This is a genomic window from Xanthomonas sp. LMC-A-07 (assembly GCF_030208825.1).
Taxonomy (GTDB): Bacteria; Pseudomonadota; Gammaproteobacteria; order Xanthomonadales; family Xanthomonadaceae; genus Xanthomonas; species Xanthomonas campestris.
The window spans coordinates 314,702-328,902 of sequence record NZ_JARVTF010000008.1 but is presented as its reverse complement, the minus strand read 5'-3'; the positions used below and the strand labels follow the sequence as shown (position 1 = coordinate 328,902).

General features: G+C 66.4%; 8 protein-coding genes and 1 pseudogene. 6 read left to right on the top strand and 3 right to left on the bottom strand.

What is annotated here, in order from left to right; translation table 11 throughout:
- Window positions 1–26 precede the first annotated feature (26 nt).
- A pseudogene (locus QRM89_RS08835) lies at window positions 27–211 on the bottom strand (hypothetical protein); the annotation flags it as partial.
- A 521-nt stretch (window positions 212–732) separates the two neighbouring features.
- On the opposite strand from QRM89_RS08835, the gene QRM89_RS08830 reads away from it, so the two are divergent.
- From QRM89_RS08830 to QRM89_RS08805, 6 genes are read left to right on the top strand one after another with little or no spacing between them, the layout of a single operon-like run.
- A complete protein-coding gene (locus QRM89_RS08830) occupies window positions 733–2,751 on the top strand; it encodes a methanol/ethanol family PQQ-dependent dehydrogenase (RefSeq protein WP_323529264.1) in 2,019 nt (672 codons plus the stop codon).
- On the top strand, window positions 2,748–4,505 hold the full coding sequence (locus QRM89_RS08825; RefSeq protein ID WP_343237676.1) for a quinoprotein dehydrogenase-associated putative ABC transporter substrate-binding protein: 1,758 nt from the start codon (window positions 2,748–2,750) through the stop codon (window positions 4,503–4,505). Before QRM89_RS08830 ends, QRM89_RS08825 begins: the two co-directional genes overlap by 4 nt.
- Window positions 4,506–4,530: 25 nt before the next feature.
- Window positions 4,531–5,172, top strand: coding sequence for a c-type cytochrome (locus tag QRM89_RS08820; RefSeq protein WP_042597427.1), 642 nt, complete (start codon window positions 4,531–4,533; stop codon window positions 5,170–5,172).
- Entirely contained in the window at window positions 5,169–6,215 is a 1,047-nt protein-coding gene (locus QRM89_RS08815) for a beta-propeller fold lactonase family protein (protein ID WP_103700271.1), read from the top strand. Before QRM89_RS08820 ends, QRM89_RS08815 begins: the two co-directional genes overlap by 4 nt.
- Before the next feature lie 34 nt (window positions 6,216–6,249).
- The gene (locus QRM89_RS08810; RefSeq protein ID WP_285447806.1) at window positions 6,250–7,356 is read left to right on the top strand and encodes an S-(hydroxymethyl)glutathione dehydrogenase/class III alcohol dehydrogenase; all 1,107 of its coding nucleotides are present in this window, start codon (window positions 6,250–6,252) and stop codon (window positions 7,354–7,356) included.
- 10 nt (window positions 7,357–7,366) lie between these two features.
- Window positions 7,367–9,751 carry a TonB-dependent receptor gene (locus tag QRM89_RS08805; RefSeq protein ID WP_285447805.1) on the top strand — a complete coding sequence of 795 codons (2,385 nt, stop codon included), beginning with the start codon at window positions 7,367–7,369 and terminating at the stop codon, window positions 9,749–9,751.
- A gap of 641 nt (window positions 9,752–10,392) precedes the next feature.
- On the opposite strand, the gene QRM89_RS08800 is transcribed toward QRM89_RS08805, so the two are convergent.
- Window positions 10,393–12,366 (bottom strand): sigma-54-dependent Fis family transcriptional regulator, encoded by a 1,974-nt coding sequence (locus QRM89_RS08800; RefSeq protein ID WP_016945071.1) that lies wholly within the window; start codon window positions 12,364–12,366, stop codon window positions 10,393–10,395.
- A gap of 659 nt (window positions 12,367–13,025) precedes the next feature.
- Window positions 13,026–13,958, bottom strand: coding sequence for a carbohydrate kinase family protein (locus tag QRM89_RS08795; RefSeq protein WP_228418503.1), 933 nt, complete (start codon window positions 13,956–13,958; stop codon window positions 13,026–13,028).
- Window positions 13,959–14,201: the final 243 nt, after the last annotated feature.

Here is a 14,201-nt window from a genome sequence, read left to right as displayed (position 1 = left end):
AGAGCTCGTTAGAGATAGATCGTTGCAGTGTCTTCGCCGGCCGGGTCCGGCAGGCGCATGCCCAGGCGATGGCGCAGGAACTGCCGGCCGGGTCGGCGAACAGGCCGCGAAAGTCGTCGATCGATACACTGGCCGGCAATGCGCAGGCGTCGGTTGGCAACGCACCGGCCACCCACATCGCCAGCGGCTGGCGTTGCCCGGCCAGGCTGTCCGTGATGCACCTAAGGCGAAGCCCGCCTCGCCGCCGCACCGCTGGCATCGATGCAGCTGTACGGCGAGAAGGCGCACCTGGCCGACGTTTGGGCGATTGGCTGCAGGATGTCGGCGATGCGCCTGGATGTGATCCCGCGCCCGAATGGCAGGCCCACACCGTGGAGTGCTTCCAATCCTGCTACGGGCGAGCTCAGTGATCGCAGGAGATGGCAGAAATGGCCGGCACCATGCCCCGCCATAACAGCCGTCGGGAAGCCTCCTATAACCAACTGCTCCATCCGTGTCACAGCACGCACGGCGCAAACTGTGCCATATCCGTGACACCTGCCATGGACCAGCCCGCGTCACCAACGTGAAAGCCGCGTCAGCGCGACGTGGTGCAGCGCACCAGTGCGCTGGCATGGGCTTTGCTCTATCTCCCTCGACGTTTCCGACGTCTGCGATGCGATCGGCCGCTGTCACGCCGGCGCCTCGGGATGCTTCAACCAACGGGTTGTTCAATCGAGAGGGGTAGACGCAATGCACCAATCTTCCTGTCGCAGCGCGCGTGGCGGCGTGTTGCTCATGCTTGCACTGAGCGCTGTGCTGGCCGGCTGCAAGAAAGACACGCCGGCCGAACCTGCCGCTCCTGCGCAAACGGCGGCACCTGCCGCAGCGGCGCCGGCGGCCGCAGTGGTCGATACCGATGGCGAATTCACCACCAACGCCAGCAACCCGGATAACTGGGGCGGCGTCGGTCGCGATTTCGCCTTGACCCGCCACAGCCCGTTGGCGGAGATCAATCGCGACAACGTCAAGAACCTCAAGATGTCGTGGGAAATGAAGACCGACGCTACGCGCGGCCACGAAGGCCAACCGCTGGTGATCGGCAGCATCATGTACATGGTCAGCGCGTATCCGAACAACGTGTACGCGATCGATCTGGCATCGCAGGACGACGGCGGCAAGGTGTTGTGGAAATACACCCCGCAGCAGGACGAACGCTCGGTGGCAGTGGCCTGCTGCGACACGGTCAACCGCGGCGCGTCGTATGCCGATGGCAAACTGGTGTTCGGCAGCCTGAGTGGCGATGTGATCGCGCTTGATGCCAAGACCGGCAAGGAAGTGTGGAAGCAGAAACTCGGCCACCCCGACAAGGGCGAAACCATCACCATGGCGCCGATCATTGCCGACGGCAAAGTGATCGCCGGCATCAGCGGCAACGAGTTCGGCGTGCTCGGGCGCGTGGCCGCCTACAACCTAGCCGATGGTAAGCAGGCGTGGTCCTGCGATGCGGCCGGCACCGACAAATCCATCTGCCTGGGCGCTGACTTCAACAAGGCCAACCCGCAACATGGGCAGCTCGGCGATCTGGGCGTCAAGACCTTTCCCAACGACGAATGGAAGCGCGGCGGCGGTGCGGCCTGGGGCTGGTACAGCTACGACCCGAAGCTGAAGTTGCTCTACTACGGCACCGGCAACCCGGGGCTGTGGAGCCCGTCGTACCGCTGCGGCAAGACCTCGCACGAGGAATGCAACAACGGCGAGCATGACAACAAGTGGTCGATGACCTTGTTCGCACGCAAGATCGACACCGGCGAAGCAGTGTGGGGCTACCAGAAAACCCCGTTCGACCAGTGGGATTACGACGGTATCAACGAGCCGATCCTGGTCGACCTGACCATCGACGGCAAGGAAGTTCCCTCGGTGGTGCAGTTCGATCGCAACGGCTTTGCCTACGTGCTCGATCGCCGCGACGGCACGCTGCTGCGCGCGCACAAGTTCGTGCCGGCCAATTGGGCCGAACGCATCGACATGAAGACCGGCCGCCCGGTGAAGGTGGCTGCGCATTCGCCACTGGAACGCGGCAAGAAAGTGCAGGCGTTCCCGTCGGCAATGGGCGGCAAGGACCAGCAGCCGTGCTCGGTGGATCCGGCCAATTCGGCGGTGTTCTTCTGCGGCACCAACAACTGGCACATGGAGCTTGAGCCGCAGGAACGCGGCAACACCATGATGGGCCTGCCGTATGTGTTCGCCAACGTGATGATGAAGCCCAACGAGCCCGGCGCACTGGGCATTGTCAAGGCGTTCGACGTGGTGGAAGGCAAGTCCAAGTGGGAGATCAAGGAGAAGTTCCCGGTGTGGAGCGGCACCCTGGTCACCGATGGCGGGCTGGTGTTCTACGGCACGCTGGATGGCTGGTTCCGCGCAGTGGACAAGGACACCGGCAAGAAGCTGTGGGAGATGAAGTTGCCCTCCGGCATCATCGGCAACCCGATCGCCTACAAGGCCAATGGCCACCAGTACGTGGCGGTGTTCTCCGGCATCGGCGGCTGGATTGGTTTGCCGGTGGCGGCAGGTCTGGATCCGGCTGATCCGTACGGCGCGCTGGGTGCTGCCGGGCTGGCGTTTGGCGCCGGCTTCGACAAGATCCCGCTTGGCGGCATGGTGCATACCTTCCGCATTGATGGTGCAGGCAAGACCGTGACCGCCACTGCGACCGCCACGGCGGCCGCAGGTGGCGGCACCGCCAACGCAGCAGCGAAGACCGCACGATGATGCATCTGCAAGGCGTTCGGCACGCACACCGGCAGGTCACTGCCGGCGTGCGTGGCCTCACCCGGCACCTGTGCATGGTGCTGGTGGGGTGCAGCCTCGGACTCGTCGCCGCAGGTTGCACACGCGAGCCGTCCTCACCGACGGCTCGCGCTTCTCATTCCGATGCTGCGCCGGCCACGCCCACTGCGTCGCCGGCGCCAGCGTCCACGCCGCCGCCGCCCGCCGCCGATCCGTCGGTGCTGCGCGTATGCGCGGACCCGGGCAACATGCCGTTGTCCAATAAGGCTGGCGAAGGCTTCCAGAACAAGATTGCGCAAGTCGTAGCCGAGGCCATGGGCCGCCGGCTGGAATACGAATGGCGCACCTATTACCAGCGCGGTCTGGCACGCAGCACCATCAATGCCGGCCGCTGCGATGTGTTGATGGACCTCAACAGCGATTTCGAAATGGGCCTGACCACACGGCCGCTGTATCGCTCGCCCTATGTGTTGGTCACGCGCAAGGGCCTGGACCTGGTGCCCACCTCGCTCGACGACCCGGCCCTGAAAAAACTGCGGCTGGGCGTGTTCCAGAGTTCGCCCGCACGTCAGGCCTTGTACGAACACGGCGTGTCGGGCGAGGTGCAATACCTGTTCTATGACTCGGCGACCGCGCCGGAAGAACATCCCGGCAAGCTGGTCGAGCGCGTTGCCGCCGGTGAGCTGGATGCGGCTGAATCCTGGGGCCCGGTGGCCGGGTACTACGCCGCACGCAACAACCTTGGCGTGGTGCCGCTCAACACCATCGACGATGCGGTGCTGGAGTATTCGATGGCCTGGGCAGTGGCGCGCAAGAACGCGGCACTGCGCGATGCGCTGAACACCGCCCTGCAGCAGAGCGCCGGAAAGATCGATGAAATTCTGCGCAGTTATCACGTGCCGCTGGTGCGGTGTGCGGACTGCATTGTGGCCGGCGATCTGGCGTCGCATGGGCCGTATGTCACACCCACGTCCGCACCGAAGAGCACCAATGCCGCGACGTCCTCGCAGGAGCTGGCCCAACTGCAGCTGCGCATCGCCGATGGCGCAGACCCGAACCAGGAACTGGCCCACGCGCTGGATGCCGGTGATGCGCTGCGTGCAGCGTGGTTGCTACGCCATGGCGCCGATGCCAACCAGCCCAACCTGCTGGGCGAGCCACCGTTGCACCAGGCCATCCGCAATCAGGAACCGGACCTGGTTGGCCTGCTGATCGACGCCGGCGCACGCCTGGACGCGCGTGATGGCAACGGCTGGACCGCCTTGATGAAGGCCGCCTGGGGCAACGATGCGGACAGCGTGCAACGGCTAGTCGCCCGCCGCGCGCCACTGGACACCGTGTCCAGCGATGGCTGGAACGCGCTGGAGCTGGCGGTGTCGTACGCCGACGTCGGAGTGGTGGAGGCCTTGCTGAAAGCCGGCGCCAAGGCACGTGGCGCCAACCGCACCGGATTTACGCCGGTGATGTTTGCAGTACCGCGCGAGGACCCGGCCATTCTGGATGCATTGCTGAAGCACGGCGCCGATGCACGTGGCGCCAACCAGGCCGGCGTCACCGCCTTGATGCTGGCGGCTGCCTCCGGCCGCGAAGCGACGGCCAAGCGCTTGCTGGCCGCCGGTGCCGACCCGGCTGCGCGCAATCGCGACGGTAAGACCGCTGCGACCTTGGCGCAGGAGCGCGGCGATGCGGCATTGGCCGCGCTGCTGGCACCTGGCAAGCGCAGCACCACCCAATAAGTGCGTCATCCACCGCGTGCAAGGGGTGCGCGGTGTTCCCTCCGATTGTCAGAAAGGTTCGTTCATGCGCAAGGTTACTGCCCGTCGTTTCGATCGTTCCCTGCGCGCACCGCTGTGCGCGTTGTTGGTCAGTGTGCTGCTGGCCGCCTGCGGCAAGGACGCACCGCCAGCACCTGCCGCCGACGCACCGCCTGCGGCCGGCACATCCGCACCGGCTGCCGATGCCGCAGCGCCCGCACCGGGCACGCCGGCCGCTGCACCAGCCGCCGGGCCTGCGCCGGACCCGGCTACGCCGCCCGCGCCGCCTGCCGCAGTGGTGCCGATCCCGAAGGGGCCCGAGGTCAAGGTCACGCCCGAGCTCATCGCCGAAGGCAAGAAGATCTATTTCTCCGCCGGCTGCAACGCCTGCCATGGCGGCACCGGTGGCGGTGGCATGTGTCCGCCGCTGACCAACGACATCTGGGTGTACGGCAGCGATGACGACACCTTGCGTGCACTGATCAGCGAAGGCACCGCGGCGATGATCACCCACGGCAAGACCCGCATCGGCCATGAAAAGGTGGTGGGGCAGATGCCGCCGTTCGCACCGGTGCTCAAGCCGGGTGATACCGAAAAACTGCTGGCCTTCATCCACTCCATCAACAAGACCGCGGGCAAGGCGCAATGACGGCAGCGGCCGCGCGGCAACGTTGGAGAATCACCGCAGGCGTGTTGTGCGCGCTGCTGGCGTTGGCAGGTTGCCAACGTGACAGCGCAGCGCCCGCTGCCACGCCTGCCGCTGCCGCCAGCACCAGCGCGCCGCCCAAGACGACTGCGCCGGTGCTGGCCTTCGTGCCCAACCAGCGCAGCGGCACGGTGTCGGTGATCGACACCGCCAGCGATACGGTGGTGCGCACGCTCAGTGCGCAGGGCGCGCTCGGCAAACGGCTGCAGCAGGTATTGCCTGGCCCGCAAGGGCAGCTGTATCTGATCGATGCCGAGCATCACCGCCTGATCGAACTGGACACCACGCAGGACCGCGTGCTGCGCAGCGTGGAGATCGGCGAGAACGCCGAGGGCATCGCGCTGTCGCCGGACGGCACGCAATTCGCCATCTGCGTGGAAGGCCAGAACCAGGTGATGCTGATCGATGTCGGCCAGTTCAAGGTGCAGCAGGTGATCGCCACGCGCGGCCAGGCACCGGAGCACTGCGCCTACACACCGGACGGGAAGTGGGTGCTCACCAGCAATGAGGGCTCCAACGACATGGACATGATCGACCTCGCCACGCACAGTTCGCGCGGCGTGGTTGCCACCAGTGGCCATCCGCGTGGCATGGCCTTCGCGCCCGATGGCCATAGCGTGTACATCGCGCAGGAAACCGCCAACGTGGTGGATGTGATCGACCTGCAGACACGCACGCGCCGGGCCAGCATTCCGGCCGGCGTGCGCACCGCCGGGGTGACCTTGTCGGCCGATGGCACGCGCCTGTATGCCTCCAATGGCGGCGCTGGCAGCGTGAGTGTGCTCGACACCCGCACCGGTGCCGGCATTGCCGAAATCCCGGTCGGCCTGCGCCCGTGGAATCCGGCGCTGACCCCGGCCGGTGACAAGCTGTACGTGGCCAACGGGCGCTCCAACTCGGTGAGCGTGATCGACACCGCCACGTTGCGTGAGATCAAACAGATCCCCGTCGGCGAATTGCCGTGGGGCGTGGTGATCGCGCGCTGAGCGGCAGCATGCCGATGCGCGCCCGGGAGGCTGGATGAAGACACGCGCCGCGGTGGCCTGGGGCCCGCACCAGCCGCTGAGCATCGAAGAAGTGGACCTGCAGCCGCCACGTCCGGGCGAGGTGCTGGTGCGCCTGGTGGCCACCGGCATCTGCCACGGCGATGCGCATGCGTTGGCGCATGCCCCGGCCAGTAGTTTTCCGGCGATCCTGGGCCAGGAAGGCAGCGGGGTTGTCGAGGAAGTGGGTATCGGCGTGACCAGCGTGCGCGTGGGCGACAACGTGATTCCGCTGTACATGCCCGAATGCGGCGTCTGCAAGTTCTGCCGCTCCGGCCGCACCAATCTGTGCCAGGCGATTCGCAGCAGCCAGGAGCGTGGGCTGATGCCCGATGGCAGCAGCCGCTTCTCGCTGGATGGCCGGCCGATCCTGCATCACATGGGCACCAGCACGTTTTCCGAATACACGGTGCTGCCGGAAATCGCGGTGGCGCGGATCCATCCGGATGCGCCGCTGGATCAGGTCTGCCTGCTCGGCTGCACGGTCACCACCGGCGTGGGCGCGGTGCTCAACAGCATCCACGTGCGCCCTGGCGATTGCGTGGCGGTATTCGGCCTGGGCGGCATCGGTTTGTCGGTGATCCAGGGCGCGGTGCTGGCGCAGGCCGGGCGCATCATCGTGGTGGATATCGACCCAGGGAAATTCGCCTTGGCACGCGCGCTGGGCGCCACCGACTGCCTGGACCCACGCGACTACGGCGCGCCGATCCAGCAGGTGATCGTAGACCTCACCGACGGCGGCGCCGACCACAGTTTCGAATGCATTGGCGATGTCGGTGCAATGCGCGCGGCGCTGGAGTGCTGCCACAAGGGCTGGGGCGAGAGCGTCATCCTCGGCGTCGCCGATGGCGCGCAGGAAATCAGCACGCGGCCGTTTCAGCTGGTCACCGGGCGGGTGTGGCGCGGCAGCGCCTTTGGCGGGGTCAAGGGCCGCAGCGAACTGCCCGGTTATGTGGAGCGGTATCTGCGTGGCGATCTGCAGCTTGCACCGCTGATCACGCGCACGCTGGCATTGGACGATATCAATCAGGCGCTGGCGGATCTGCGTGCGGCGCGCGGCATCAAATCGATCGTGCTTTATTGAGGAGACCAGCATGGCAGCAGGCAAGCGCAGGGCAGCGGGAGTGCAGCGGAAGAGGTTGGCGGGTGCATGCGCGATGGCGCTGCTGGCGGGGCCGGCGATGGGCATCGCGGCCGAGGCGCCGCAGGTGACCTGGCTGGATCGCATCGAAGTGACCGCCACACCGATCCCCGGCACCACCATCGATGCCGCGCAGCTGCCCTACATGGTGCAATCGGCCAACCGCGCCGAGCTCGCGCGCGGGCGCAGCAACAACCTGGGCGATCTGCTGCAGCGGCGTTTCGTCGGCGTGGATGGCAATGACGTGCAGGGCAGTGCGTTCCAGAACGATCTCACCTTCCACGGCTTCCGCGCTTCCGCGTTGCCGGGTGCCTCGCAGGGCGTGTCGGTGTATCTGGATGGCGTGCGCTTCAATGAACCCTTCGCGGACATCGTCAGCTGGGACATGCTGCCTGAAGCGGCGATCAATGCGGTCACGCTGATGCCCGGTTCCAATCCGTTGTTTGGCCCCAACACGCTTGGTGGTGCGGTGGTGCTCACTACCGCCTCGGGGCTGACCGCGCCCGGCGCACAAGGGGAGCTCAGCATCGGCAGCGGCGCGCGCAAGCGCCTGGATGCCAGCTACGGCATTGCCGGCAACGACGGCTGGCATGGGTTTGTTGCGGTCACCGGCTTCGATGAAAACGGCTGGCGCGATGCGTCCGAAGGCCGGCTGGGAACGGTGTTCGGCAAGGTCGGCAAGCAGGGCGAGCAGACCGACTGGAGCCTGTCGGTGCTGCAGGGGCGCAGCCGCCTGATCGGCAACGGCTTGCTGCCGGACACAAGCTACACCGACGACGGCCGCAGGCCGGGCCTGTACCGTGCCGACCGCCGTGCGGTCTACACCTCGCCCGACCTCACCCGCAACCGCAATACCTTGTTCACCGCGCAGCTGGATCACCGCTTCGATGCGGACACCGCGCTGCATGCATTGGCCTACTCGCGGGTGGGCCGGCGTGACACCGTCAATGGCGACATCGGCGAAGACTACGAGGAGTTCGTCGAAGAGTGCGCCTCCGGCTATGCCGCCGACGGCACTGCGCTGGATGCCGATTGCGACGTCGCGCGCGCCGATGCCGATACCTTGCCCACCGGCGCGCTCAACACCACCCAGATGCGCCAGGAAGCGCAGGGCGTGGCGGTGAATGTGAGCAAGCAATGGGGCGCCCATGCGCTCAGCACCGGCGCCACCTTCGATCGCGGCCATGTGCGTTACCAGCAATTCGCCCGCGAGGGCTGGGTGCAGCCAGACCGCTCGGTCGCCGCCGATCCGGATGCCGAACGCGCGTTCTTCTCCGGCGTGCGCGGCAGCACCAAGACGCTGGGCGTGTTCGTCGCCGACACCTGGGCGCTGGATGCGGCCACCCATCTCACTGCCGCGGTGCGCTGGAACCACGTCACCGTGGACAACATTCTTTCCACCGCCGAAGACGGCGACCGCCCGCGCGAGCGCTTCGTGTACGCCAAGGCCAATCCATCGCTGGGCGTGACCCACCGCCTGCATGAGGGGCTCACCGTGTATGGCTCGGTCGCGCAGAACAGCCGCGCACCCACTGCCATCGAGCTGGGTTGCGCGGACCCCACCCAACCGTGCCGTCTGCCAACCGGGCTGCAGGCCGACCCGCGGCTGGAGCAGATCATCTCGCGCACCTACGAGTTGGGCGCGCGCTGGGCGCCTTCGCAAGACAGCAATGTCACCTTGTCGGTGTACCGTGCCGACAACCGCGACGACATCCTGTTTCTGCGCGCACCGGACACCCAACTGGGCTATTTCGACAATGTGGGGCGCACCCGCTACCAGGGCGCCGATGCGGCAATGCGGTTTCAGGCCGGCGCCTGGCAGTGGTCGGCCGGCTACAGCTATCTGGATGCGACCTACCGCAGCGACGGTGAGCTGCTCTCCGGCGAACGCGTGATCACCTTGCGCCCGGGGCTGCGCATTGCCGCACTGCCGCGGCACAACCTCAAGCTCGGGGTCGAATGGCAGGGCGATGCACTGACGCTGGGTGCGGGGTTGCGCGCGGTGTCGGGGCGTGTGGCCAGCGGCAACGAAGACGGCCAGGTCGATAACACTGAAGACGGCGAGCCCGCACCCGAACGTATCGACATCGGCACCGCCGGTTATGCCTTGGTGGATCTGCAGGCGCGCTGGCAACTCAGCGAACGGCTCTCGCTGTTCGCGCGGATCGACAATGTATTTGACCGGCATTACGCCACGTATGCCGCCGTGGCTGAAGACGTGTTCCCCGATGGCGAACTGGCGCGCCCGCAGGACGCGCCAGTAGAAACCGGCCCGGCCCGGTTTCTCGCACCCGGTGTGCCGCGGCAGTATCTGATCGGGGTGCGTTGGGCGTTGTGAGTTTGGGGCGGGGATTCGGGATTGGAGATTAGGGATTCATCAGGCGTCAGCACCAGCCGCGCCCGGCGGTCTCTGGAGGGCCGCGTGTCGCGCTGGTCGGGGGTGCGGTGCCCTCGCCGCTCGCGGGACACGCCGTGAACCCGTCCCTGGGGGCTCGGTGGTGGCATCCATGCCGCCACACGGTCCCGCAAGCGGCGAGGACACAGCACCAGCGAGTTGGTCGGTTGTTTTCTTGAAATCTTGTCCGTTGCTCGGCTTTCATTGAGAAGACGATCGGACGCGCCGTTATCTAAGCAACCCATGTCAAGCATTGCTTGCACCATGCACACCGACCATTTCGACTGGTCCTTGCCCGCTCACCGTCGCGGGACCTTACGCGGCATGGATGCCGCGTAAGCGCTTACAAGGACGTACTTGCAGCGTGTCCCGCGATGGTGGGCGGGCAAGGGCCCTGCAGTTGAGCCCAGATCATCCGCTCCGCAATCGCGACATGCGCGTGTGACACACGCCGCACCAGGCAACAGCACCCTCAGTCTGATGGCCAAGAAATAATTGTGTTGATCGCTCTAAATGTCAGCGCAAAGCCAATGCCTTGGCTTTGACGAATCCCCAATCACCAATCACCAATCCCCGCCCCTCAATCACCCCGTATCCAACCCATGCTTGCGCAGCTTGCGGTATAGCGTATTGCGGCTGATGCCCAGCGCGTCGGCGGTGCGGCTCACATTCCAACGGTGTCGTTCGAGTTGCTGCTGCAGGACCAGGCGCTCGGCTTGGTCCAGCGCCACCCGCCCGGGCATGTCGTCGGCGGCCACGGCGCGGCCATCGACCAGGCACGGCGCACTGCCGGCATCGACGATTTCCTGCGGCAGGTTGGGCAGGCGGATCACCGCGTCGCTGCAGAGCACCGCGGCGGTGCGCAGTACGTTGCGCAGCTGGCGCAGATTGCCCGGCCACGCGTAGCTGAGCAGTTTATGCATGGCCTCTTCGCTGATGCGCACACCGCGCTCGTTGTTCTCTTCGCGCAGCAGGGTGCGGATCAACTCGGCCTTGTCGCTGCGCTCGCGCAAGGGCGGCAGATGCAGCACCACGCCGTTGAGCCGGTAATACAGGTCTTCGCGAAACTCGCCCGCGGAGACGCGCTGGGCCAGGTCACGGTGGCTGGCGCTGATCACGTGCAACTCCAGCGGCACCGCACGCTCGCTGCCGAGCGGGGTGACGCATTGTTCTTCCAGCACACGCAGCAGGCGGCTTTGCAACGGCAGCGGCATGTCGCCGATTTCATCCAGAAACAAGGTGCCGCCGCTGGCCTGCAGCAACTTGCCGTGGCGGCCTTCGCGCGCGGCGTCGGTAAACGCGCCGCGCGCATAGCCGAACAATTCGCTTTCGATCAGCGCCTCGGGAATGGCCGCGCAGTTGATCGCCACAAACGCGCCGCTTGCCCAGGGCGAACCGCGATGCACGGCCTTGGCGAACTCCTCCTTGCCGGTACCGGTGTCGCCGCGCAGCAGGATGGAGACGCGGTGCGCCGCCAGCTTCAGCGCATTGGCCAGGTTGTGGCGCATGCGCGGGTCCGAGCCGACATGCTCGCCAGGGTTCAATTCTGTTTCCGGTGCCGGCTGTGCCGGCCCGCCCACCGCCGGCAGCGCCGGGCGCGCACGCGGCGGCCGCACCAGCGCATAGAAGCGGCGGCCGTGGCAGGCGCAGCGGATCGACCACAAGGTGCCGGCATCGCTGCCGGCGCGGTGCTCGATGGTGTCGAAGTCCAGCTGCATCACCTGCGAGATGTCGCGGCCCACCAGCTGGCTGCGGTCCAGCTTGCCCAGCTGCTCCAGCACCGCCTCGTTGACGGCCAGCACGCGGCCATCGGCACCGATGGCGATCAGTGCTTCATGCAGCAGGCCGGCGAACTCCGGGCGGCTGTGGAAGCGCAGGATGAAGGCGTGACCGAACTGGTTGAGGAAGTGCGAGCGCGAGATCTGCGCCGCCGACATGCTCACCAGCGCCACAGTATGGCGCTGGATCTGCTTGCCGTCCTGGGCATTGGGGGTGGAGGCATCCAGCACCGCCAGCAGCCCGCCGTGCGCGTCCAGGATCGGCGCGCTGCAGCACGACAGCGGCAGGTGCCGGGTCAGGTAATGCTCGCCGCGGTGCACGCTCACCGCTGTGCGCTCGGCCGCGCAGGTGCCCAGCCCGTTGGTGCCCTGATGGCGCTCGGCCCAGCTGGCGCCGGCAAACAGGCCGACCTGGCGGAATTCGCGCAGCAGGGTGGGGTCGTGCACGCTGTGCAGCACGGTGGCATCGGCGTCGGCAAAGATCACCGCATAGCCGCTGCCGGCGATCTGCTCGTAGAGATTTTCCATCTCCACCCGGGCGATCCGTAACACATCGCCCAGCCGTTGCTGGCGCTCGCGCACATGCAGGGCGTCATGCACCATCGGGTCCGGCAGCGCCTCCGGCAACAAGGCGTAGTCCTCCAGGCAGCGACGCCAGGAGCGCGACAGCGGCGCCGCCAACGGAGCGATATCGCGCAGCCGGCGGATCTGCTGGAGCAGTTCCGGCTCGATCTCCGGCAGGACGATGGAGGTGCTGGCCACAACGCTCGGCTCGGACATGGGCCAGCGTTCCTCGAAGGGCGCGAGGCGCCAGTAGAGACACAAACCGGGCCCATGCTCAAACCGCATCGCAGCAAAGCGCGACGGCGGTGACGCAATGCCTGCTGCGGTATGGCGGGCCGGACCACGCTGGCGCGCTGTGACGACGCGCGCAGCGGCGGTTTGCGCAGATAGGGCGACCACGGCAGGCGGTTATCACTCGGCGAAGTCGGCACTCAGTTATTGCTGAGTTCGCTGCATTGCACTGCAAGCTTGCGCGGGCTTTACGCAGGACGGCGGCGTTTTCGCCGAACTGCTGTTTCGCGGCCTTGGACACCTGGTGCGCATGACTTGATGCCGGCGCTGTGCCATTGCCACTGCCCGCCGTAGCAGATCGGCAGCCGCAGGCAGCGGCTCGCCGCCGCGCTGAGTTTTTACACAACTGTCCAGATCGCTTCGGATGGGAAGAAGAGGACGAGGCGAGCGGGGGAGATGCACACCCGCGCCATCGCCACGGGCGAACCCGCTATCGGCCAAACGTATTTGACCGGGACATCGGTGCATGAGCTACCAGTGCGCCTGGCAGCAACCATCACACCCACTGCCGGCTCCGGCACCACGGCGCGCGGCGCCAGGTCATTCGCTTACAGCATCAGCACCCTGCGGCGCCGCTGCCGTGCTTACAGCGCGTAACCGAACTGTTGCTTGAACTGGTCGTTGAACTCGGTGAAGTCGAAGCGCTGGTTCTGGGTGCCCGGGTGCTCCACCTTCAGCGCGCCCATCAGGTTGCCCATGCGGCCGATGGTCAGCCAGTCGTAGTTGTGCTGGATGCCGTAGATCAGCCCGGCGCGGAAGGCGTCGCCGCAGCCGGTGGGGTCCACCACGCGGCGCTCGTGCGCCGGCGGGATGTCGTAGGTCTTTTCCGGCGTGTGCACCAGCGCGCCCTTCGGGCCCTGCGTGGTGATGTAGGCCTGCACGCGCGACACGATGTCCTGCTCGTTCCAGCCGGTGCGTTCCTGCAGCAGGTTGGACTCGTAGTCGTTGACCACCACGTAGTCGGCCTGCTCGATGAACTCGCGCAGCTCCGGGCCGTTGAACAACGGCATGGCCTGGCCGGGATCGAAGATAAAGGGGATGCCGCCGGCAGCGAACTCTTCCGCGTTCTGGATCATGCCTTCGCGCCCGTCCGGGCCCACCAGGCCCAGGGTCACGCCCGGCACGTCGCGCACGTGGTTCTCGTAGCTGCGCATCATCGCGCCCGGATGGAAGGCGGTGATCTGGTTGTTGTCGTGGTCGGTGGTGATGAACGCCTGCGGGGTGAACAGGTCATCGATGATCTTCACGCGCGACAGATCGATGCCCAGCGTCTCGAAATGCTCGCGGTAGGGGCCGAAATCCTGGCCCACCGTGCCCATCGGGATCGGCGCGCCGCCCAGCAGATGCAGGTTGTAGGCGATGTTGCCGGCGCAACCGCCGAACTCACGGCGCATGCGCGGCACCAGGAACGACACATTCAGGATGTGCACCTTGTCCGGCAGGATGTGGTTCTTGAACTGGTCCGGGAACACCATGATGGTGTCGTAGGCGAGGGAACCACAGATCAGTGCGGACATCGAGTCAGGCCTTTGCGTAGGGAAATAGCCGCCAATTGCCGGGCATGGCAGCGGGACGGCGCGGGCGCCGCGGCGCAAAGGTTAACGGCTGCGGCCGGCCAGGGCCAGACGCGCTTGCCATGTTCAGGGTGACCGCCGCATGAAAATGCGCGCGTGACGGCGCATTTTTCCTTGCTCGCACCTAGGCGGATTGCTAGGCTAGTTGACTTCGTTTTCTGCCCATTTTTGCGCCAATCGGCCGCC

What these genes read in the sequence shown, in the direction of transcription:
- QRM89_RS08830 (WP_323529264.1), top strand. Translation starts at nt 733, where the DNA reads ATGCACCAATCTTCCTGTCGCAGCGCGCGTGGCGGCGTGTTGCTCATG.
- QRM89_RS08825 (WP_343237676.1), top strand. Translation starts at nt 2,748, where the DNA reads ATGATGCATCTGCAAGGCGTTCGGCACGCACACCGGCAGGTCACTGCC.
- QRM89_RS08815 (WP_103700271.1), top strand. Translation starts at nt 5,169, where the DNA reads ATGACGGCAGCGGCCGCGCGGCAACGTTGGAGAATCACCGCAGGCGTG.
- QRM89_RS08810 (WP_285447806.1), top strand. Translation starts at nt 6,250, where the DNA reads ATGAAGACACGCGCCGCGGTGGCCTGGGGCCCGCACCAGCCGCTGAGC.
- QRM89_RS08805 (WP_285447805.1), top strand. Translation starts at nt 7,367, where the DNA reads ATGGCAGCAGGCAAGCGCAGGGCAGCGGGAGTGCAGCGGAAGAGGTTG.
- QRM89_RS08800 (WP_016945071.1), bottom strand. Translation starts at nt 12,366, where the DNA reads ATGTCCGAGCCGAGCGTTGTGGCCAGCACCTCCATCGTCCTGCCGGAG.
- QRM89_RS08795 (WP_228418503.1), bottom strand. Translation starts at nt 13,958, where the DNA reads ATGTCCGCACTGATCTGTGGTTCCCTCGCCTACGACACCATCATGGTG.